The following is a 21,229-nucleotide window of genomic DNA, read 5'->3' on the forward strand; positions in this document are numbered from 1 at the left end:
TAAGGTAGTGATTATATCAATTAGGTCTTTGTATTTTTCTTAAGTAGTGTGTATATAATAATACAAGCTACGCCAACATTTATCATGATATCTGCAAAGTTAAAAATAGCAAATTCAAATTTATAATGCCAAAAAATATAATCTACAACACCACCATGAATAAATCTATCTAAAACATTTGATATCCCAGCTCCAAATATTATTCCAGCGGGGATAATGTAGGATTTAAAAGATTCTATATTCTTCCAAAAATATATAAATATTGCGACTAATAAGGCTACTTGGATATATTTTAGCCATTCTTCTAAGAATGCAAACATAGAAAATGCTACACCTTTGTTATATACTAACACCAAAGAAATAATATTTCCATCGTAATTAAAGTTATTGATTACAAAAAACCACTTTATAGCTTGGTCGATTCCAAATACCAAGCTAAGAGGAATTATAAATAGCAATATATTTTTCATTGTAATTTTTCTTTAAAAAATTCTTCACATTGTGCAATTGTTGCTTCTAGTGCTTTTTGGTCTTTGCCTTCAAGTAAGATTCGCAGTTTGTTTTCTGTGCCACTATATCTTATTAGATGTCTTATTTTTTTAGATTCAATTTCTTTTAGTAGTTTGCTATACCCACTAATTGATGATAGCTCTGGTTTTTTGCTTATGTTTATATTTTTTAGAATCTGTGGATATAGCTTGAAACAATCTAATGCCAAAGAAGCCCTTTTTTTGCTAGAAATCACATAAGCTATGGTTTGTAATGCACTAACAAGCCCATCGCCTGTCTTTGCAAAATCGCTAAAAATTATGTGTCCGCTTTGTTCTCCTCCGAAGTTTAGCTTTTTTGATAGCATATTTTCTAAGACATATTTATCTCCTACATTGGAGCGAATAAGTTTTATGCCATTATTAGCTAAAAATTCTTCTAGTGCGTAATTACTCATAATTGTAGCTACTATTGAATCTCCTTGAAGCATGTTATTTTGCTTTAATGCTAGTGCTAAGATCCCTATTAATTTATCTCCATCTACTACTTCACCTTTTTCATTTACCACCACAAGCCTATCAGCATCTCCATCAAATGCGAAACCTATATCAGCCCTTACCCTTTTTACTTCTTCTTGTAGTGCTAATGGTTGTGTAGCACCGCAGTTTTCGTTTATATTAAAGCCATTTGGTTCATCGTTTATCACAAATACTTCAGCACCAAGTTCATCAAAAATAGTTGGAGCAACTTTGTATGCAGCACCATTGGCACAATCTAGGACAACCCTTATTCCATGTAGTGAGAGATTCTTTGGAAATGAATTTTTAATATGCACAATATATCTTCCAACAACATCATCTATCCTTTTGCTGGAGCCTATTTCTTTACCTTTTTTTTGTGCATTTTCTAGTTGAAATTCATCAAAGTAGATTTTTTCTATTATTTCTTCGTCTTTTTCGTCTAGTTTATATCCATTTCTATCAAAAAACTTAATCCCATTATCAGCAAATGGATTATGACTAGCACTAACCATAATGCCACCATCGCATCGCATGTCTTCTGTCAAGTATGCTATTGCTGGTGTTGGCATTGGACCTATTTGTATGACTTGATACCCAACTGAAGTAAGTCCGCTAACTAGGGCATTTTCTAGCATATAACCGCTTCTTCTTGTATCTTTGCCAACTAGAATCCTATTTGTTTTTGAGTGTTCTTTATAATAGATTCCTGCTGCAATCCCTAGCTTCAATGCACAAAATGCACTAAGTTTTGCACCTGCTTCTCCTCTTACTCCATCAGTTCCAAAAAGTTTCATAGTTTATTTGCCTTTAATGAAAAATAAAGTATAATGTTATCTTAAATTTTTTTAAAAAGGATTAACACTCTTATGGCAAATCATAAATCAGCAGAAAAACGCATTAGACAAACCATTAAAAGAACAGAAAGAAATCGTTACTACAAAACAAGAATTAAAAATATGACTAGAGCTTTAAATGAAGCTGTATTAGCAAATGATGTGTCAAAAGCACAAGAATTACTAAAAAATATCAATAAATCTTTCCATAGCTATGTAAGCAAGGGGATACTTACAAAAAATACAGCTGCAAGAAAAGTTAGCAGACTAAATGTAGCAGTTAAGAAAATAGCATTATCTAGCAAGTAAGCCGTAGCAATAAATAATGTTAGCAAGCAAATTACAACCTTTTATTTCTCGTTATGATGAGATAAGCTCTTTATTGCTTAAGCCTGAAATTCTAAATGATGTGAAAAAGATAACAGAGTTAAGCAAGGAGCAAAGCTCTTTAGAAGAGTTGGTTTGCAAAGCTAGAAAATATCTAGGCAACTTGCAGAGTATAGATGACAATAAGGCTTTGCTAGATGATAAAGAGCTTGGTGAGTTAGCAAAGGAAGAGATAAAAGAAGCAGAAAGTGAAAATAAGATTCTAGAAGAAGAAATAAAACTACTCTTACTTCCAAAAAATCCAAATGATGACAAAAATATATATTTAGAGCTTAGAGCTGGTACTGGTGGTGATGAGGCTGGTATTTTTGTAGGTGATTTATTTAAAGCCTATGTAAGATATGCAGAATCTAAAGGTTGGAAATGCGAGATTATAAGTTCTAATGAAAATAATGTTGGTGGATACAAGGAAATTATAGTATTGATAAAGGGTAAGGGTGTTTATTCTAGGCTTAAGTATGAAGGTGGGATTCATAGGGTGCAAAGAGTGCCAGAGACAGAATCTCAAGGGCGGATTCATACTTCTGCTATTAGTGTGGCTATAATGCCTGAAGTTGATGATGTGGAAGTTGATATCAATCAAAATGATTTAAGGGTAGAGGTTTTTAGAGCAGGTGGTCATGGTGGTCAGTGTGTCAATACTACAGATTCTGCAGTTAGAATCACCCATATACCAACCGGCATAAGTGTGTCAATGCAAGATGAAAAATCTCAACACAAAAATAAAGATAAGGCTCTAAAGATATTAAAAGCAAGAATTTATGAAGCTGAATTAGAAGCACAAATGCAACAAAATGCAGAAGCCAGAAAATCACAAGTAGGTAGTGGTGATAGAAGTGAGAGAATAAGGACATATAATTATCCGCAAAATCGTCTCACAGACCATAGAGTAGGGCTTACATTGTATAGCTTGGAAGAAATTATGCTAGACGGTAATTTTGATGCAGTTATAAATCCAATTGTCGCATATTTTCAAGCTGAAGCATTGCGAAATAATGAAGATTCTTAAGGTTTAAGGAACTTTTTAAGAATTTTTATTTATAATTTCCACTTCTTTTTTACAAGGACAGATGGGTGAGTTGGCTGAAACCACATCCCTGCTAAGGATGCGTAGTCGCAAGATTACCGAGAGTTCGAATCTCTCTCTGTCCGCCACTATTTCTCAATATAGTCTTATTTACTTATTTTAAGTTTTTTGTATAATAAATAAAATTTTTAAAGGTATTTTGTTGGATTTTGATTTTATTATGCGTTCCTTACCAGTATTTGCAAAGGCGCTTTATTTGACATTACATTTATCATTTTTTGGTATTTTGTTTTCCATAATTCTTGGATTTTTTATAGCTTTAATTCAGTTTTATAAGATTCGTATTCTAGATATTATTGCTTCAATATATATTGAACTTTCAAGGAATACCCCACTACTTATTCAACTATTTTTTTTATATTATGGCTTATCGCAGATAGGTTTTAAGTTAGGGAGTTATACATGTGCTTTAATTGGGGTTGTATTTTTGGGTGGTAGTTATATGGCAGAGGCTTTTAGAGCAGGATTAGAATCAGTAGGAAAAGTCCAAATAGAATCTGGGCGAAGCTTGGGTTTTGGTGAAATATCATTGATTTTTTATATAATTTTGCCACAAAGTTTGGTTGTTAGTCTGCCATACATTGGTGCAAATGCAATATTTTTACTAAAAGAAACTTCAGTAGTTAGTGCAATAGCACTTGCTGATGTATTGTATGTAACAAAAGATCTAATAGGTAGCTATTATAAAACAAATGAGACTTTGTTGTTACTTGTTATGTGCTATTTGGTGGTATTGTTGCCTTTATCTTTTTTGTTTTATTGGCTTGAGAAACGATATAAAAGAATAATAGGTTAATTATGGAAATTTTATTTGATACTCAAAATATCGCAAGAATCTTAGAGGGCGTTTTTGTAACATTTCAAATAGCTTTTATTGCGATATTTTTTTCAATTATTTTTGGGTTTATTTTAGGGTATTTGATGACACTAAAGATTTGCCTAATCAACTTTATATGTAGAATTTATTTGGAATCTATAAGAATAATCCCAATACTTGCTTGGCTGTTTATAGTTTATTTTGGTTTTTCATCTTTTTTAAATCTAAGTGGAATTATGTCTTGTATTTTAGTTTTTAGTCTTTGGGGAATTGCCGAGATGGGTGATTTGGTAAGAGGTGCTATATCAAGTCTGCCAAAGCATCAAAGTGAGAGTGGTAGAGCATTAGGCTTAAGCGAGATGCAAATACAAATATTTATAATACTGCCACAGAGTATTAAAAGGCTTATGCCATCACTTGTGAATTTATTTACTAGAATGATAAAAACAACTTCTTTGGCTGCTCTAATAGGTGTAAGTGATATGCTGAAAGTAGGACAACAGATAATTGAAGTTAATTTGCTTAGCTATCCACAAGCTAGTTTTTGGATATATGGTGGAATCTTTTTTATTTATTTTATTTTGTGCTATCCTTTGTCAATTTATAGTAAATATTTAGAAAAAAAATATATATAAGGAATTTAGGTGTCGAATCATTTTGAAAATAAAATATTGCTTGAAGCTAGAAGTATAGTAAAAAAATTTGGTAATAATTTAATCTTAGATGATATATCTTTAGAGGTAAAAAAGGGTGAAGTATGTGCTATTTTGGGACCTAGTGGATGCGGTAAGAGCACATTTTTAAGATGTATTAATGGGCTTGAGAAAATAGATGGTGGCGAGATAATTTTTGATGGAAAAGTAATAAATAGCACAAGTGGTAAAAATGTAAAACTAAATGAAATACGTCAGAAAATAGGTATGGTATTTCAAAGTTATGAACTTTTTCCTCATTTAAGTGTATTGGATAATATAATTTTAGCACCAACAAAAGTGCAAAATCGTAACAAAGATGAATCTATAAAAGATGCAATAGCATTGCTTGATAGAGTTGGATTAAAACACAAAAAAGATTCTATGCCACGAGAGCTTAGTGGTGGTCAAAAACAAAGGGTAGCCATAGTTAGAGCATTATGCATGAAGCCAGAGATTATGCTGTTTGATGAAGTTACTGCCTCACTAGATCCAGAAATGGTAAAAGAAGTGCTAGATGTTATCAAAGAGTTAGTAACACAAGGTATGACTATGATTTTAGTAACACATGAGATGAAATTTGCACAAAATGTAGCAGATAGAATAATATTTTTTGATAGTGGAAAGATAGCAGAAATAGCTACCCCTTCCGAATTTTTCGTAAATCCAAAGAGTAGTAGGGCAAAAAAGTTTTTAAGTGTTTTTGAGTTTTAACAAATATTTTACTTTTATTTAATATTTATTATATAAAATGATTAGACCTAAAGTGGAATTATTTTAGAGTATTGTTATCAAGGAATGCTATGAAAAAGATATTAGGTGTTGTTTTAGCTTCAGTAATTGGCTTATTTTTTATTGCATGTGGCAATGATAATACCGATACTTTGGAAGCTATAAAATCAAAAGGCGTTGTAACCATAGGTGTTTTTAGCGATAAACCTCCTTTTGGATTTGTTAATAAAAATGGTGAAAATGACGGCTTTGATGTATATGTATCAAGGCAGATTGCAAAAGATTTGCTTGGAGATTCAAGCAAGGTTAAGTTTGAATTAGTTGAGGCTGCAAATAGAGTTGAATTTCTAAAGAGTGGTAAGGTTGATATAATTATGGCTAACTTTACTAAAACAAAAGAAAGAGAAGAAGTTGTTGATTTTGCTACGCCTTATATGAAAGTTGCTTTGGGTATTGTCTCTAAAGATGGAAATATAAAAAGCGTAGAAGACTTAAAAGGCAAAAAACTAATAGTAAATAAAGGCACTACGGCCGATTTTTATTTCACTAAAAATTACCCTGAAATCGAACTTATTAAGTTTGACCAAAACACAGAAGCTTTCTTGGCATTAAAAGATGGTAGAGCAGAAGCGTTAGCACATGATAATTTACTTGTTTTTGCTTGGGCTAAGGAGAATCCTGGATTTGAGGTTGGTTTAAGTAGGCTTGGTGATGAAGATGTAATAGCTCCTGCTGTTAAGAAAGGTGATACAAAACTACTAGAATGGCTAAATAAAGAAATAGAAACATTGAATAGTAATGGTTTTATGAAAGAAGCTTATAAAAATACACTCTCTGATATATATGGGGATTCAAATCTAGAATCCGTCTTATTTGCTAAATAATCAAAATGCTTTTTGCATTTTGATTGCTTTTAATTTTTAAAAATATTTTTTATCAAAGGTTTTATTGAATGTGGAAGAAGATTTCATTAAATAATAAGTTTTTTATAATTCAAATTAGCGTATTTGCAATTTTTCTTATACCTTTTTTATTTTTTATAAACAATCTTATGAGTAATTATTCTGATGACTTATTAAATCAAAGGTTAAATCAAATAGCACAAATAACAAATAAGAGTTTTCAAGTTTTTTCAAACCAAATAATTAGTGAAACAAAATCTGCTAATAATGTATTTGAGGAAGTAATATCACAAAATTTTGGAACATATCATACCGGAAGTTATACTTTGGGTGATAAAAGTGATACTACTTATGTGGGAAGCAAAGAAGTAAGGAATCTTTATTATAATGGACATGCATTAGCTGGCAGTATAGGTGTTGTGGATAGATTTTCTACTTTGATAGCTGGTGTTGCTACTATTTTTGTAAAGAGTGATGATGGAGATTTTGTGAGGATTTCTACATCCTTAAGGGATACAAAAGGAAATAGGGTAATAGGAACTAATCTTGGCACAAGCCACCCTGCATTTAGTGTTGTAAATAATAAGCAGACATTTTATGGGAGGGTTTTGCTATTTGGTAAAGAATATATGTCAAGTTACAAACCAATTATAGATTCTAAAGGAATTGTTATAGGAATCTTATTTGTAGCATATGATCTATCACCACTTTATAATTTATTCACAAAAGATATAGAAAATATCAAAATAGGTGAGCATGGCAGAATTTTGATTGTTGATAAAGTATATGATAAGTTTATTACTGGAAATTCAAATAAAAAGCCTAGCGAGTTTGAGATATTTAATAATTTACCTTCAGATTCATCTATAACATACGATATTGAAAATAAGAAATACAATACATATAGTATATATAATGAACAATTAAATGTGTATGTATTAGTAGAGGCTTTACAAGATGATTTTGTTGGTGCTACAAATTATATAAAAAATGTAATCTTGTTTGGAATTATTGTATTATTAATATTTGTCTTAATTGCTTTATCTATAGCTATAAAGAGTATTATAATAAATCGTCTTGAATCTATTTCTAAGTCTGTGCTTACATTTTTATCATATATAAACTATGAAACTCAAAATAGACCAGATCTAATCAAAAATAATGGCTATGAAGATGAATTAGGAAAAATGGCAAATGGTCTTAATGTATCTATCAAAAAAATAAGCCATAGTTTTGAAAAAGATGAAGAAACAATAAAAGATGCTATAAAAGTTAGTGAATCTTTGGAGAAGGGATATTTACATACGAAAATATTAGCAGAGCCACATAGTCCCGGATTAATAAGACTAAAAGATGTAATTAATAATGCATTAACTCATATTGAAAACAATATCGGAAGCGTTTTAGAAGTATTGAAAAACTATGCCAATAATGACTTTAGAAATAAGCTTGATACCAATGAAGTGCAAGGTGATATTTTAAGTCTTTATGAATCTTTAAATACTCTAAGAGATTCTATTGCAAGAACGGTTAATACTAGGATTAATACAAGTGATAAGCTAAAAAATATATCAATTGGCATGCTAGATTCTGTGCAAAAAATATCCGATGGTGCGACTTCTCAAGCTTCACAACTATCGCAAACAAGCTCTATTTTAGAGGAGATTAGTAGCCAAATTGGTGGAGTATCAGATAAAACATTAGAAGTAACCAAACAAGCAGAAGATATTAAAAACATAGTAGGTGTAATTAAAGATATAGCAGATCAAACAAATCTACTAGCACTTAATGCTGCAATAGAAGCTGCAAGAGCAGGAGAACATGGTAGAGGATTTGCAGTTGTTGCAGATGAAGTAAGAAAGTTAGCAGAGAGAACTCAAAAGTCTCTAGGGGAGATAGAAGCAAACACAAATGTGCTTGTTCAAGGAATAAATGAGGTAGCAGAATCAATAAGAGAGCAATCAAGTGGAATCTCTCAAATTAATGAATCTGTAAGTTCGCTAGAGTGTGTAACTAGAGAAAATGTTGATATTGCACATAATTCTCATGAGATTAGCGAAGATTTAAAGAGTATATCAATTGGTATTAGCGAAGATGCAAGGAAGAATCTAATTTAGATTTTTCTCTTGCTTTTGCAAATGTGGTTTAAGAAGCATTCATTGCATTTTGGGTTTATAGCCTTACATATATATCTACCAAATAGAACCATTGCTTGATGTAAGATTCCTAAATTATCCTTAAAAATTTTTGATAAGTCTTCTTCTGTTTTTAGAGGTGTTTGTGCCCTACTTAGCCCAAGCCTATGAGATACGCGAAAGACATGTGTATCAACTGCTATATAATTTGCACCTTTAGATTCTATTAACACAACATTTGCAGTCTTTTGACCAACTCCGGGCAAGTCTTTTAGTTTGTCCCTGTCTAGTGGTATTTCTCCGTTATGTTTTTTATAAACTTCATTTGCCATTGCTAGAAGATTCTTAGCTTTATTATTAAAAAAAGAGCAGGTTTTTATTAGTTCTTTTATGTCTTCTAGGTTTGCTTTTTTTAGTGCTTTTATATCTGGGTATTCTGCAAATAATGCTGGAGTTATTATATTTACCCTTTTATCTGTGCATTGGGCTGATAGCATTACGGCAATTAGTAGTTCATAGTCGTTTTTGTATTGTAATTCGGTTTTTGCTTCTTTGTAGTTTTTCAGGAATACTTCTTTTATTTCATTTATTTCTTTTTTGGTTGCTTTTTTTGGTAGTTTTTCCATGTTTATGCCTTATTTTTTAAATATATCAAATGGGCTTGTTATAGTTCTTTTTAGAATATTAAATGGGGCTATTAGTGCATCTTGTGTGGCTTGGGTATGGATTTTTGGATCTCCTATTGTGCCTCCGATTCTGAAGCTTGTTGATATATTTCCATCTTCTCCTAATAATATATAATTTACCCCCGGAATCTTGTTTATTATCCCACTTAAATTTTTAGCAGTGATTAGTTGAGCATGAAAATCTATGCTTTTATCATTTAGTGCAACTATTCCTTTACCTTTTATATCCATAGATGAACCATTGAAGTTTAGAGATTCAATTGCTACATATTCTTTGTCTATACCGAATTTTACCTTGCCACTCTCTACATAGTATCCTTTATCATTAAAGCCCGGCATTTTAAGAGATAGCAAAGAAGGCACAGAATCTATAAAGGTAAAAATATTATGCAAGGTTGCAAGATTGTTTATAGAGGTGCTTGCAAGGCTAAATTCACCGATGATAACGCCATTATCATCTGTATTTGCCTCAAGGTAGAATCTACCATTATGAAATATCTTTTTGTTTCCTAAAGTATTTAAGAAGTCATCACCAAATTCAGAAGCCTTTATCATTAGGTATTCATCTTTTTTCTTTAGGTTTAGCACACCATTTTTGTGTTGCAAGTTTGCTACTATTAGCCCATTATTTATTGATATATTAAAGTTATCGCTAAGTAGATAAAAATCATCATTTACGATTATATCTGCGTTTGTGCCTTTTATAATTATATTTGTTTGATTGTTACTATCATTTGCTAGTGTGCTTTTGTTTGCATTTAAAATTGCATTGTGCAGATTTATTTCTTGGCTTTCTTTTGTGCCTACTATTCTTAGCTTGCTATCGCTTGATCTTATTGTGTATTTTGTTGGTGTATATGATAGAGATAGTTGTGTTGTTTGGATTGGTGCTTTATTTTGTTTGTCTAGTAGGATTTCTTGTTGTGTTTGCAAATCAAAGACTGCGTGATATTCTATAAAATCTTTTGTTATTATTTGTGCATTACCGCTTGTTACTTTATAATCATTTAGAATTTTTGAAAAATGTTTTAGGTTTTCTAGTGAATTTAGTGTTATTTTAGATTCCAAATCTCCAAAGATACCTGTAATTTGTAATGTTGGTAGGTTTAAAATTAAGCTGTCGTTAAAGTCTATATTAAATGGTATGTTGCTATTTTGTATTAATAATATATCTTTGTTTTCTTGTGAGAGTGTGGATTCTATTACTTCAAGTTCACCACTTATTATTTTATTGTCTAGTTCTATTGTAAAATTAGCATTAGCATTTAGCATATCTTTGTATTTTGCTTCTTTTATGTGTGTTGTTACTATATTATTGTCTAGTTGTATTTCGGCGGTTTTTGTTTGTATTGGTATATTGTTTATTAGAATTTCATTGTCTGCTGTTTTAAAGATCCCATTAGTAAGCACTTTGTGATTTTTTAAGTTTATATATAGGTGTAAATTTGATTTTATGTTTGAGTGTTTTGCAATTATTGGTAAGTTTATCTCATATGCTTGTAGTAGAGAGATTATTTCAGAATCTAGCTTTGTGTTTGCATTTATGTTTATTTTTAGCAATGTTGGTCTATCTAGGTGTGAAAGGTCTTCAAGTATCACGCTTGAATCTTCAAGTGCATGGTTTTTGTATGTTGCATTTTTGGGGTAGAACTCTAAGTTGTGATTTTGGAAGATTAGTTTTACTGATTGTGCATTTATTGTTTGTAGAGATTCGTGGAACTTTACTTCTGCATTTCTTGCTTCACCTATTATGTATAGGCTATCTATGGATTCTTGAATTATATTTTTGCTCTTTAGTGGTATATTTATATAGAAGTCTTGTATTATGGCGTCTTTTACTTGGTAATTATCATAAATCCATGAATCTACGAGTTTGTCTTTTGCAGTTGGAAGTATGTTGCGTAAAAACTTTATGTCTTTAAATTCGCTACTATTTCCTTTTAGTGTGATGTTTTCTAAGTCACTATTTATATCTAGGTTTATTGTTATGAATTCTTTATTGTTATCTTTATCCCAAAACTTTAGAGTTCCATTGGTATTTAGGATTTTGCTATTTATGTCATATTCTCCATTTGCTTGATAGTATATTGCATATGGCTTTATAAAGAAATCTTCAACAAAGATTTTTATTTTTGAGTTTTGTTCTTGCAGTTTTGCTTTTGTGTATAGCAAATTTGAATCTAAAGAAAAGTTCTCTCCATCATATGCGAGTTTAGCCTTGTAATTCTCAAACGAAATTGTATTTATTTCTATTTGCTGGAAATATTGTAATGTTAGATGTATGTTTTTTATATGATGTAAGTTTGATTTTAAGTCAAAATCAGAATCTTTTTTGCTTTGCGTAAAATCTATGTCATTTATTTTTAAAATTAATTTTTTATCTAAGCTTAGATAAAATCCGCTAATTTTGATTCCATTGATGTTGAATCTATCAATTGCAATACCATTATAAAGGACAATATAAAACGATATGAGTATAGATGATAAGAGAGTAAAAAATATAAATATTTTTAGTAATCTTACAGATGTTTTTTTCATTTTGTTAATTGCTTTATGTTTTTATCTACAAACGCCTATGAGCTCTAGTAAGGTTGTCTATATACCTCAAGGCGGTATTAATGAGATTATAACATACCTTAAGAAAAATAATTTCGATCTTACCTATATAGATAAATATTTATTGCGAATTTTTGGTTATCCTCAAAGTGGTTGGCTTGATATTAAAAAAACAAGGCTTAGTAAGGGAGATTTTTTATATTCATTAACGAGTGCTAAAGCTGCCTTAGAAGATATAAAGCTAATTCCGGGAGAGACTTTGTATTTTTTTATAAAAGATATAGCAAAGCAAATGAATCTAAATGAAGAGAAATTATATATCGCATATTATAAATATGCTCCATATATCGATGGTGTAATACTTGCAGATACATATAAAATACCAAAAGGCATAAGCGAAAATCATCTTATGTATTATTTGGTAAATAATTCGCTAAAAGAACATAGAAAATGGGCTATCAAATTTCTAGGAGAGTATGATGAAAAGCAGTGGTTTAGGTATGTAACTATAGCCTCTATTATCCAAAAAGAATCTGCAAACGAAGAGGAGATGCCACTTGTCTCTGCTGTGATACATAATAGATTGAAATTAAAAATGAAATTACAGATGGACGGGACTTTGAATTATGGCAAATACTCTCACACTAAGGTAACTCCTAAAATGATACAAAATGACACAAGCCCATATAACACATATAAAAAAGAAGGAATCCCAGAAGCACCTGTTGGCAGTGTTAGCTTCAAAGCTATCTTATCAGCCATTTTTCCGGCAAATGTGGATTATTTGTATTTTGTAAGAAACAAACAAGGTGTTCATTCTTTCTCAAAAACTTATAAAGAACACATTAATAATTTCGATAAATAGATATGAATTTAATTTTTTATGTGAATCTAAGACTTATTTAAGAAAAAATAATCGAAAATATCTCATAAGAAGTTAAAAATATCTTTAATTTTTTGAGATATTTTTGACTTGCTATGTCAAGGAAAACATATGGAAAGAGTTAAAAAGGTTGGTATTATTGGTGCTGGGCATGTTGGTTCTACTCTTGCATTTATCTTATCATCAAGCACACCTTATGAAATAGTTTTGCAAGATAAGGATAAAGATAGAGCTAGAGGTATGTTGCTTGATATGTTTCAGGCTTCTTGTATTGGGACAAAATTTACAAAGCTTGGAGTTATCACAAATCCAAAAGATCTTAAAGGCTGTGATTTAATTGTTATTGCTGCTGGTTCTCCTAGATTGCCGGGCATGAGCAGAAATGATTTATTATTTGCAAATGCTAAGGTAATAAGCGAAATATGCAAAGATATTAAAGAAAATTCCCCTGAATCTATTTTGCTTTTAGTAACAAATCCGCTTGATGCAATGGTATATACTGCATTAAAAGAGACCGGATTTAAAAACAATCAAATACTTGGAATGGCTGGTGTGCTAGATAGTGCAAGAATGGCTAGTTTTATATATGAGAAGTTACAATGTGCCCCAGGGCAAATTGTAGCACCAGTTATGGGTGGTCATGGAGATGATATGGTGCCACTAGCTAGATTTAGTAGCGTTAATGGTGTTCCGCTAAGCGAGTTACTAAGTGAGCAAGAAATAGAAGAAGTAGTGCTTCGAACTAGAAATGCAGGAGCTGAGATAGTATCATGCCTAAAGAAAGGCTCTGCATATTTTGCACCTGCTAGAGCTACTGCAGAGATGGTAATTGCAATTATGAGTGATAGTCATAAGATTCTGCCAAGTGCGGTGTATTTAAATGGCGAGTATGGATATAGAGATGTTGTTGCAGGTGTGCCAGTTGAGCTAGGTAGGAATGGGGTTGAGAGAATTGTTGAATTAACTCTAAATGAAAAAGAAAGTAGTCAATTTGCAAATTCAGTAAATTCTGTAAAAACTCTAATTGATGAATTAAATAGCAATTATTTTAAATAGTCTTCCAAAAGGAGTGCATTGGTTAAAACTAAATATTTTATCGTTTTTAAAATAAATTCTAAAAGGAGAAAGAAATGGGATTGTTAAAAGCACCAGAAAATACACCAGTTTGGATAAATGAGGATCGCTGTAAAGCATGTGATTTATGTGTTTCTGTATGTCCTAGTGGCACTTTAGCTATGAAGTTTGATGAACATAAGGTCTTAGGAAAAATGGCTAAAGTCATTAATCCTGAAAGTTGCATTGGTTGTCAAGATTGTGAGTTGCATTGTCCTGATTTTGCCATTGCTGTTGCAGATAGAAAAGAATATAAGTTTGCAAAGCTAACAGACGAATCTAAGCAAAGAGCACAAGCCATTAAAGAGAATGGCTATATGGCTTTATAAGGGAGGTTTTATGAGTAGAGAGTTTATATCAAATGGAAATGAATTGGTTGCACATGCTGCAATTGATGCTGGCTGTAGGTTTTTTGGTGGTTATCCAATTACTCCTTCAAGTGAAGTGGCACATGAAATGAGTGTGCTATTGCCTAGGGAGAATGGTAGCTTTATCCAAATGGAAGATGAAATAGGTGGAATCTCTGTTGCATTAGGTGCTTCAATGAGTGGTGTAAAATCTATGACTGCTACTTCAGGTCCCGGAATATCACTAAAAGCAGAACAAATAGGACTTAGCTTTATGGCAGAGATTCCTCTTGTTATTGTTAATGTTATGAGGGGAGGACCTTCAACTGGGCTTCCAACAAGGGTAGCACAAGGAGATATAGCACAAGTTGCACACCCAACTCATGGTGATTATCAATCAATAGCATTGTGTCCAGGTAGCTTAGAAGAGGCATATACAGAGACAATTAGAGCGTTTAATTTAGCAGAAAAGTTTATGACGCCTGTATTTTTGCTACTTGATGAGACTTTAGGTCATATGCATGGAAAGGCTATAGTTCCAGATGTAAATGAGCTACAAATTATAAATAGAAGAGTTTATAGTGGAGATGCAAGTTCTTATAAACCTTATGATGTGCCAGATGATGAACCAGCTATTTTAAATCCATTCTTTAAAGGTTATAGATACCATATAACAGGGCTTCATCATGGACCTACTGGATTCCCTACAGAAGATGCTGTTCTTTCTCAAAAGCTAATAGATAGATTATTTAACAAGATTCTTAGCAAGAAAAATGAAATAATCTCTTATGAGGAATATAAATTAGATGATGCAGAGATATTGCTAATTGCTTATGGTTCTACTTCAAGGAGTACTAAAGAGGCAGTTGATAGATTGAGAGATGAGGGTGTTAAGGTTGGTTTGTTTAGACCTATTACAATATGGCCAGCACCAAAAGAGGAGTTAGCAAAATTAGGTGCTAGATTTAGCAAGATTCTTGTAGCGGAGTTAAATAAAGGACAATTCGCAAAAGAAGTTGAACACTCAATGAAAAAAGAAGTTTCGCTTTTAGCTAAGGCTAATGGTCGTCCGCTCTCACCAATTGAAGTTATAAATAAGATTAAGGAGTTGTAATATGGCATTTAATTATGATGAATATTTAAGAGTAGATAAAATGCCGACACTTTGGTGTTGGGGTTGTGGTGATGGCGTAATCTTAAAAGCTATAGTTAGAGCCATAGATAAACTTGGTTGGGATATGAATGATGTGTGTTTAGTTAGTGGTATTGGCTGTAGTGGTCGCGTGTCATCTTATGTAAATTGCAATACTGTGCATACTACACATGGTAGAACTCTTGCTTATGCAACTGGAATCAAACTTGCAAATCCAACAAAGAAAGTTATTGTAGTAGGTGGTGATGGAGATGGGTTGGCAATTGGTGGGAATCATACGATTCATGCTTGTAGGAGAAATATAGATATTAATTATATTTTAATTAACAACTTTATCTATGGGCTTACAAACTCTCAAACTTCACCTACAACTCCTAAAGGAATGTGGACTGTAACGGCTCAATATGGAAATATAGACCCAACATTTGATGCAGCTAAATTAGCTGAAGCTGCTGGAGCTAGTTTTGTCGCTAGAGAATCTGTGTTAGATCCTAAAAAAATGGAGAAAGTATTAGTGGAAGGCTTATCGCATGAAGGCTTTAGTTTCTTTGATATGTTTAGTAATTGTCATATAAACTTAGGTAGAAAAAACAAAATGGGTGAAGCAGTAGATACATTATCATGGATTGAGAACATGATTGTTTCTAAGAAGAAATATGACGAGCTAAGCCTTGATGAGAGAGTTGGTAAATATCCTACTGGAATTTTGGTGCATGATACTAATAAAATAGAGTATTGTAAGGCATATAGTGAAGTTCAGAAAAAAGCTCAAGCTAAAAAAGGGGGTGCAAAATGAGAAGACAACTTCGTTTTACAGGCGTTGGAGGTCAGGGTGTTTTGCTAGCAGGGGAGATTTTAGCAGAAGCACAGATAAGAAGTGGTGGCTTTGGGGTTAAAGCTGCTACTTATACTTCTCAAGTTCGTGGAGGACCTACTAAGGTTGATATACTGCTTGATAAGAATGAAATCTTATATCCTTATGCAAATGAAGGTGAAGTAGAGTTTATGCTATCAACTGCACAAATTAGCTACGATCAGTTCAAAAGTGGCTTAAAAGAGGGGGCTACAATTGTAGTAGAGCCAAATTTGGTAACTCCTAGTGAAGAAGATAAAAAAAGATTCAAGATATATCCAATACCTATTATTTCAATAGCAAAAGAAGAAGTAGGGAATGTGGTTACACAATCAGTTGTGGCATTGGCTGTTACCGTTACTTTAACAGAGTGTATAAATAGAGATTTGGTATATGAGACAATGATTAGCAAAGTTCCTGCTAAAGTTGTTGAGTTAAACAAAAAGGCATTTGAATTGGGTGAAAAATATGCAAAAGAAGCAAAAGCATAAAATTGTGCTTTTGTGATACTTAATGTCAGTGTATTTTTAGAAAATTATAGATACAATCACTTTTATGCAAAGACAAACGTGGACAAATAGATTTACTTATATTTTAACTGTTGCTGGTGCTACTATAGGCTTTGGAGCCACTTGGCGTTTTCCATATTTAGTTGGCGAAAATGGTGGTGGTGCTTATGTGCTTACATTTATTTTAGCTATGATTTTGGTTGGGATTCCTATAATCTTGGTTGAAAATGTCATAGGAAGAATGTCTCACAAGAACTCTGTAGATGCTTTTAGTGTAAATAAGAAGGATATTAGCAAATATTGGAAAATTTTTGGATACATGGGACTTATAGGCTCATTTGGTATTTTGGCTTATTATATGGTTCTTGGTGGTTGGGTTATATCATATATTGTAAATATCTTCACTTCATTTTTTAATTCAAATATCGGACTTGACTTATCAAAGGCTATTACAAGTGAAGCTACTTCTAAATTTTATACAGATAATATAGAAAATTCACCGCTTCTAATAGGTATATATACATTTTTGTTTGTTGTGATAAATTGGTTTATTTTACGAAAGGGAATTATTGAGGGGATAGAGAGGTCAGTTAAGTGGCTTATGCCATTATTATTTGTATGTCTTTTATTAATGATTGCTAGGAATTTTACACTTGATGGAGCTTTAGAAGGGATTAAGTTTTATTTGATTCCAGATTTCTCTGCCATTACGCCACAATTATTTTTATATGTTTTAGGACAAGTATTTTTTGCTTTATCTTTAGGGTTTGGTGTGATTATTACACTATCTTCGCATTTGAGCAAAGAGGAAAATTTAGTAAAAACTGCCACAATAACAGGCGTTGTAAATACTTTAATAGCTTTTTTGGCTGGTTTTATGATTTTTCCTTCACTCTTTAGTGTTGGCTTATCGCCTGATTCTGGTCCTTCATTGGTGTTTAAGAGTTTGCCTATTGCATTTTCTCATATGCATTTTGGAGGATTCTTTGCGGTATTGTTTTTTGTGCTATTGTTGTTAGCTGCACTTACGACTTCTATTACTATCTATCAGGTAATAATTAGTGTATTAGAAGAAAAGTTTAAAATGCGACATAAAAATGCTGTGAATCTAACACTTATTGCGGTTTTTATTGCTGGTAATATCCCATGTGTCTTAACTTATGGACCTTGGAGTGATATTATTATTTTTGGCAGAAATATATTTGATACATTTGATTTTGTAAGTGGAAATATATTTTTTGTATTGACTGCACTTGGTTCTGTGATTTTTGTAGGTTGGGTTATAGGTGAAGATTCTATTGATGAGCTCAATAATTATAATGGTAGAAGCAAGTTTAGCCTATTGTGGTTTGGGTATATAAAATATTTTGTCCCATTTATAATTATTGTCATTTTTGTTAGTGGCTTTGTTCTGAAAGTTTGAAGCTATTTTTTAAGATTCTTATCGATATAAGCATTACTAAAATTTCAGCAACAAAAGAAGTTATTAAAACACCATTTATGCCTAGCAATTGACTTAATATTAACAACACAATAAAAGGAGATATTAAGTTGTTTAACAATGAGATGGCGAGTGATTTTTTGACTTCATTACATGCGGTTAGATATGAACCAATAAAAAGATTAAACCATGCAACTAAAAAATTGAATGAAAAAATCAATAAAGCACTAACTCCAAGCGGTATTAGAAATTCTTCGCCTTTTTTTATAAATACAGAGAAAATTTCTTCTCCAAATATTGTTACTATGATAAACGCTATAAGAGATACTAAAAATGCAAGAATCATAGTGTATTTTGCAATCCACTTTAATCTTGCTTTATTCTTTGTAGCGTAATTATAACTGAAGCTTGGTTGCATTGAATCGTAAATGCTGATTATAGCTGACATTATAAATGTATCGATATAAGAAATAATGGAAAATATTGCAACATATTCTATGGTTGATATTTTTAGGATTATATAATTTACCAAAATGGCTAAGGCTTGACTTGAGATATTGCTTAGAAATTCTGATGAACCATTTAAAATAATATTTTGAAAAGAAGCAAGGCTTATATAGAATTTTGTAAATTTTAAAGTTAGCTTATTGGTTAGAAATGGATATAAGCCTATTATCGCTCCAAGTGTAAAACCAATGCAAGTTGCAAGTGCAGCACCTGCTAAACCTAAAGATAATTCCACAATAAACAAATAATCTAGCACTATATTTGTTATAGAAATTATTATATTGTTAGCCATACTATATATATTTTTGCCACAGATTCTAAGATAGCTATCAATGGCAAAAGGTATGGCAACAAAAGGATAAAAATAACAAAAAATATTTAGGTATTCTAAGCTCATGCTTTTTATATTTTCATTCGTGTTAAAAATATCCAAAGCTAATGGCACTAGAAAATACCCTATAAAAGCCATTATAGATGAGATTACAATAATAATACAAATGCTTGCACTAAATATATTGTTTGCTTTTAAGTGTTTTGCTTTGCCAAGTAACATGGATATCTGCACTGAAGAACCAATAGCTATCATGTCTGATAAGCCAAATGATATGATGATAAATGGCATTACAAGTGCCATTGAAGCTAGTGCATCTTTACCCAAGAAAAATCCAACAAAAATAGAATCTACAATAAAATAAATGGAAAAAAATATAGCACTAACCATATTTGGCATAGCATATTTTGATAGAAGTTTAATTGGATGTAAACTCTTAAAATCACTCATAGAGTTGAATCTCCGATATATTTAAATAATTTTTAGATGTTTAATGAGAGTGCATGTATCTAGTTAGTCCATTTGTGTATTGTATCATATTATGTTGTGATTCGTCCGCTGTGAGTATATACATTAGCATTATTGCCTCTAGCAAACCCTATTAGAGTTACTCCTGTTTCTTGGGCTGCTTTTACTCCCATGTAAGTTGCTGCAGCTTTTGAAACCACTATTGGTATATTATGCATCACTGCTTTTATTACCATCTCTAGTGATAGCCTACCACTTACAAATAATATTGAATCTGTTTTATCTAATTTATTTAATGCAGCTTTTCCCATTACTTTATCTATTGCGTTGTGTCTTCCTATATCTTCGCTTATTAGTGTTTGGTATTCTAAAACAAGCATAGCCTTATGGACGCAACCTGTAAGGTTAAAAAGTTCGCTACTTTGTTCAAATTGTCTTAATAATTCAAAGATTCTATTTGTTGATACTTTATAATTTGTATTTACAAATTTTTCAATGACATTTTCCTCTAAGTTACCAGCTACGCCGACGCAACACCCAGAAGTTAGAGTTTTTTCCTTAAATAATCCATCTAGTTTAGATTTATCTATGTTTGCCTCTATATTTACAGATAGCCCATTTTCACTAACTTTTATAGATGATATTTGATCTACATTGTCAATCACACCTTCACTCAATAAGAATCCTACTATATGAGATTCTTGGTCTTTTGGTAGAGACATTACTGATAGTAGTTTTTGATTATTTAAAAAAAAAGCAATTCTTTCTTCTTGTATGACGCTATCTTCTCTAGTGGCTGTATAGCCACTAGGAGATATGGTTTGTATATTTAGGACTTTATGCAGCATTTATTTCTTTGTAGTAGTAGCTATGTAGTATAGCTATTTCTTCTTCGCCCATATGTCCGTCTATTATTGAGTTTAATGCACCTTCAATCGCAAATACTGCCATATATATGTGTGTAATTAATAGTGCAATCACTAAAAATCCAAGCACATTATGCAATAACGCCATCATTCTTAATGTCTCAATATCTGCAAATTGAAAATACATATAAGCACCAGATATAGCCATAATAAAGCCACCAACTGTGCAAACCCAAAACCACATTTTTTGACCAGCATTAAATTTGCCAGCTGGAACTGGTTTTTTCTCCTTACTTAAGTATCCGCCCATTATCATTAGCCATTGTATGTCGTATGCTCTAAATAGTGCGTGTTTAATCCACATTAAAAACATCAATACACCAAATATTACAAACAATATAGTAGCAATACCATGAACATCTCTAGCAAATCTTACAAAAGAGCCACCACCAAGTTTATCCCCAAAAATCATAACAAGACCAGTTAAGCATAGCACTACAAAAGGCACAGCAGCACACCAGTGAACTATTATGTTGTAGTTAGAAAATACTCTTATTTTCTTGCCATGCTCAAACTTTTTTTGACCAACAACCATAAAATGTGTTAGAAATGCAAGAGGCACTAAAATTACTATAATGGCAAATATAGTTGAGAAATAATTACCTTGTAAAATAGTAAATATATTTCCCCAACCAACCGCATTAGGAGAATGAATCCCCCAATTTTTGATTGCTTCTACTTCTGGACCACCATATAAATTTTTATTCATAGGATTTACCATTAAAGTATCATTGCCCTTTATTACTTCAGCATATTGCTTACCTCCCTCTTGTGGAACACTAGGGTTTGCTGCAAATGCTAAGTTGCTAAAAGCTATAAATAACATTAATAAGAAAGTTTTAATTGTTTTCATAAAACCCT

The 21,229-nt window shown here is 31.7% G+C and carries 21 protein-coding genes, 1 tRNA gene and 1 pseudogene; 16 read left to right on the plus strand and 7 right to left on the minus strand.

Annotation, left to right across the window (positions count from 1 at the left end):
- Positions 1-20: 20 nt before the first annotated feature.
- Complete coding sequence (gene lspA / locus PF022_RS01165) at positions 21-470, minus strand: signal peptidase II (RefSeq protein WP_271022507.1); 450 nt, start codon at positions 468-470, stop codon at positions 21-23.
- The gene (glmM, locus tag PF022_RS01170; protein ID WP_271021104.1) at positions 467-1,804 is read right to left on the minus strand and encodes a phosphoglucosamine mutase; all 1,338 of its coding nucleotides are present in this window, start codon (positions 1,802-1,804) and stop codon (positions 467-469) included. Before glmM ends, lspA begins: the two co-directional genes overlap by 4 nt.
- A gap of 72 nt (positions 1,805-1,876) precedes the next feature.
- On the opposite strand from glmM, the gene rpsT reads away from it, so the two are divergent.
- From rpsT to PF022_RS08875, 9 genes and pseudogenes are all read left to right on the plus strand, one after another.
- The gene (gene rpsT, locus PF022_RS01175) at positions 1,877-2,152 is read left to right on the plus strand and encodes a 30S ribosomal protein S20 (RefSeq protein ID WP_271021103.1); all 276 of its coding nucleotides are present in this window, start codon (positions 1,877-1,879) and stop codon (positions 2,150-2,152) included.
- Positions 2,153-2,168: 16 nt separating this feature from the next.
- The gene (gene prfA, locus PF022_RS01180; protein ID WP_271021102.1) at positions 2,169-3,239 is read left to right on the plus strand and encodes a peptide chain release factor 1; all 1,071 of its coding nucleotides are present in this window, start codon (positions 2,169-2,171) and stop codon (positions 3,237-3,239) included.
- Positions 3,240-3,294: 55 nt separating this feature from the next.
- Positions 3,295-3,385, plus strand: a tRNA-Ser gene (locus PF022_RS01185).
- A gap of 92 nt (positions 3,386-3,477) precedes the next feature.
- On the plus strand, positions 3,478-4,113 hold the full coding sequence (locus tag PF022_RS01190; RefSeq protein ID WP_271021481.1) for an amino acid ABC transporter permease: 636 nt from the start codon (positions 3,478-3,480) through the stop codon (positions 4,111-4,113).
- Between the two features lie 2 nt (positions 4,114-4,115).
- A complete protein-coding gene (locus PF022_RS01195) occupies positions 4,116-4,769 on the plus strand; it encodes an amino acid ABC transporter permease (protein WP_271021101.1) in 654 nt (217 codons plus the stop codon).
- A 9-nt stretch (positions 4,770-4,778) separates the two neighbouring features.
- Complete coding sequence (locus tag PF022_RS01200) at positions 4,779-5,540, plus strand: amino acid ABC transporter ATP-binding protein (RefSeq protein ID WP_271021100.1); 762 nt, start codon at positions 4,779-4,781, stop codon at positions 5,538-5,540.
- A gap of 89 nt (positions 5,541-5,629) precedes the next feature.
- Positions 5,630-6,442, plus strand: coding sequence for a cysteine ABC transporter substrate-binding protein (locus PF022_RS01205; RefSeq protein ID WP_271022509.1), 813 nt, complete (start codon positions 5,630-5,632; stop codon positions 6,440-6,442).
- 167 nt (positions 6,443-6,609) lie between these two features.
- Positions 6,610-7,440, plus strand: a pseudogene (locus tag PF022_RS08870) (Cache 3/Cache 2 fusion domain-containing protein); the annotation flags it as partial.
- A gap of 600 nt (positions 7,441-8,040) precedes the next feature.
- Positions 8,041-8,577, plus strand: a complete 537-nt coding sequence (locus PF022_RS08875; protein ID WP_442908568.1) for a methyl-accepting chemotaxis protein — start codon at positions 8,041-8,043, stop codon at positions 8,575-8,577.
- Here PF022_RS08875 and nth read toward each other — a convergent pair.
- Both nth and PF022_RS01220 read right to left on the minus strand, forming a co-directional pair.
- Positions 8,574-9,221 (minus strand): endonuclease III, encoded by a 648-nt coding sequence (gene nth, locus PF022_RS01215; protein ID WP_271022512.1) that lies wholly within the window; start codon positions 9,219-9,221, stop codon positions 8,574-8,576. The genes PF022_RS08875 and nth overlap by 4 nt on opposite strands.
- Before the next feature lie 9 nt (positions 9,222-9,230).
- Positions 9,231-11,819 (minus strand): YhdP family protein, encoded by a 2,589-nt coding sequence (locus tag PF022_RS01220; protein WP_271022514.1) that lies wholly within the window; start codon positions 11,817-11,819, stop codon positions 9,231-9,233.
- On the opposite strand from PF022_RS01220, the gene mltG reads away from it, so the two are divergent.
- The 7 genes from mltG to PF022_RS01255 all read left to right on the plus strand — a co-directional run bounded on the left by mltG (position 11,752) and on the right by PF022_RS01255 (position 18,118).
- Positions 11,752-12,702, plus strand: coding sequence for an endolytic transglycosylase MltG (mltG, locus tag PF022_RS01225; RefSeq protein ID WP_271021095.1), 951 nt, complete (start codon positions 11,752-11,754; stop codon positions 12,700-12,702). The two genes, PF022_RS01220 and mltG, sit on opposite strands and share 68 nt — an antisense overlap.
- A 129-nt stretch (positions 12,703-12,831) precedes the next feature.
- Positions 12,832-13,776, plus strand: a complete 945-nt coding sequence (locus PF022_RS01230) for a malate dehydrogenase (RefSeq protein WP_271022516.1) — start codon at positions 12,832-12,834, stop codon at positions 13,774-13,776.
- A 74-nt stretch (positions 13,777-13,850) separates the two neighbouring features.
- Complete coding sequence (locus PF022_RS01235) at positions 13,851-14,162, plus strand: 4Fe-4S dicluster domain-containing protein (RefSeq protein WP_271021093.1); 312 nt, start codon at positions 13,851-13,853, stop codon at positions 14,160-14,162.
- A 10-nt stretch (positions 14,163-14,172) separates the two neighbouring features.
- Complete coding sequence (locus tag PF022_RS01240) at positions 14,173-15,294, plus strand: 2-oxoglutarate synthase subunit alpha (protein WP_271022518.1); 1,122 nt, start codon at positions 14,173-14,175, stop codon at positions 15,292-15,294.
- Position 15,295: 1 nt separating this feature from the next.
- Complete coding sequence (locus PF022_RS01245) at positions 15,296-16,129, plus strand: 2-oxoglutarate ferredoxin oxidoreductase subunit beta (RefSeq protein WP_271021091.1); 834 nt, start codon at positions 15,296-15,298, stop codon at positions 16,127-16,129.
- Positions 16,126-16,677, plus strand: a complete 552-nt coding sequence (locus PF022_RS01250; protein WP_271021090.1) for a 2-oxoacid:acceptor oxidoreductase family protein — start codon at positions 16,126-16,128, stop codon at positions 16,675-16,677. Before PF022_RS01245 ends, PF022_RS01250 begins: the two co-directional genes overlap by 4 nt.
- Positions 16,678-16,741: 64 nt before the next feature.
- Entirely contained in the window at positions 16,742-18,118 is a 1,377-nt protein-coding gene (locus tag PF022_RS01255; protein ID WP_271021089.1) for a sodium-dependent transporter, read from the plus strand.
- On the opposite strand, the gene PF022_RS01260 is transcribed toward PF022_RS01255, so the two are convergent.
- From PF022_RS01260 to PF022_RS01270, 3 genes are all read right to left on the minus strand, one after another.
- Positions 18,093-19,424, minus strand: coding sequence for an MATE family efflux transporter (locus tag PF022_RS01260; protein ID WP_271021088.1), 1,332 nt, complete (start codon positions 19,422-19,424; stop codon positions 18,093-18,095). The two genes, PF022_RS01255 and PF022_RS01260, sit on opposite strands and share 26 nt — an antisense overlap.
- Positions 19,425-19,513: 89 nt before the next feature.
- Positions 19,514-20,290: a formate dehydrogenase accessory sulfurtransferase FdhD gene (gene fdhD, locus PF022_RS01265; RefSeq protein ID WP_271022520.1), complete on the minus strand. Its 777-nt coding sequence runs from the start codon at positions 20,288-20,290 to the stop codon at positions 19,514-19,516.
- The gene (locus tag PF022_RS01270; protein ID WP_271021086.1) at positions 20,280-21,221 is read right to left on the minus strand and encodes a formate dehydrogenase subunit gamma; all 942 of its coding nucleotides are present in this window, start codon (positions 21,219-21,221) and stop codon (positions 20,280-20,282) included. The genes fdhD and PF022_RS01270 overlap by 11 nt, the downstream gene beginning before the upstream one ends.
- Positions 21,222-21,229: the final 8 nt, after the last annotated feature.

The organism is Helicobacter sp. WB40, assembly GCF_027859275.1.
GTDB lineage: Bacteria > Campylobacterota > Campylobacteria > Campylobacterales > Helicobacteraceae > Helicobacter_D > Helicobacter_D ibis.

Excerpts from the sequence above, each read along its gene's own strand:
- PF022_RS01220 (WP_271022514.1), bottom strand. The coding sequence starts at position 11,819 with ATGAAAAAAACATCTGTAAGATTACTAAAAATATTTATATTTTTTACT.
- PF022_RS01255 (WP_271021089.1), top strand. The coding sequence starts at position 16,742 with ATGCAAAGACAAACGTGGACAAATAGATTTACTTATATTTTAACTGTT.
- fdhD (WP_271022520.1), bottom strand. The coding sequence starts at position 20,290 with ATGCTGCATAAAGTCCTAAATATACAAACCATATCTCCTAGTGGCTAT.
- PF022_RS01245 (WP_271021091.1), top strand. The coding sequence starts at position 15,296 with ATGGCATTTAATTATGATGAATATTTAAGAGTAGATAAAATGCCGACA.
- nth (WP_271022512.1), bottom strand. The coding sequence starts at position 9,221 with ATGGAAAAACTACCAAAAAAAGCAACCAAAAAAGAAATAAATGAAATA.
- prfA (WP_271021102.1), top strand. The coding sequence starts at position 2,169 with ATGTTAGCAAGCAAATTACAACCTTTTATTTCTCGTTATGATGAGATA.
- PF022_RS01230 (WP_271022516.1), top strand. The coding sequence starts at position 12,832 with ATGGAAAGAGTTAAAAAGGTTGGTATTATTGGTGCTGGGCATGTTGGT.
- PF022_RS01235 (WP_271021093.1), top strand. The coding sequence starts at position 13,851 with ATGGGATTGTTAAAAGCACCAGAAAATACACCAGTTTGGATAAATGAG.
- PF022_RS01190 (WP_271021481.1), top strand. The coding sequence starts at position 3,478 with ATGCGTTCCTTACCAGTATTTGCAAAGGCGCTTTATTTGACATTACAT.
- PF022_RS01240 (WP_271022518.1), top strand. The coding sequence starts at position 14,173 with ATGAGTAGAGAGTTTATATCAAATGGAAATGAATTGGTTGCACATGCT.
- mltG (WP_271021095.1), top strand. The coding sequence starts at position 11,752 with ATGAGTATAGATGATAAGAGAGTAAAAAATATAAATATTTTTAGTAAT.
- glmM (WP_271021104.1), bottom strand. The coding sequence starts at position 1,804 with ATGAAACTTTTTGGAACTGATGGAGTAAGAGGAGAAGCAGGTGCAAAA.
- rpsT (WP_271021103.1), top strand. The coding sequence starts at position 1,877 with ATGGCAAATCATAAATCAGCAGAAAAACGCATTAGACAAACCATTAAA.
- PF022_RS01205 (WP_271022509.1), top strand. The coding sequence starts at position 5,630 with ATGAAAAAGATATTAGGTGTTGTTTTAGCTTCAGTAATTGGCTTATTT.
- PF022_RS01195 (WP_271021101.1), top strand. The coding sequence starts at position 4,116 with ATGGAAATTTTATTTGATACTCAAAATATCGCAAGAATCTTAGAGGGC.
- PF022_RS01250 (WP_271021090.1), top strand. The coding sequence starts at position 16,126 with ATGAGAAGACAACTTCGTTTTACAGGCGTTGGAGGTCAGGGTGTTTTG.
- PF022_RS01270 (WP_271021086.1), bottom strand. The coding sequence starts at position 21,221 with ATGAAAACAATTAAAACTTTCTTATTAATGTTATTTATAGCTTTTAGC.
- PF022_RS08875 (WP_442908568.1), top strand. The coding sequence starts at position 8,041 with ATGCTAGATTCTGTGCAAAAAATATCCGATGGTGCGACTTCTCAAGCT.
- lspA (WP_271022507.1), bottom strand. The coding sequence starts at position 470 with ATGAAAAATATATTGCTATTTATAATTCCTCTTAGCTTGGTATTTGGA.
- PF022_RS01260 (WP_271021088.1), bottom strand. The coding sequence starts at position 19,424 with ATGAGTGATTTTAAGAGTTTACATCCAATTAAACTTCTATCAAAATAT.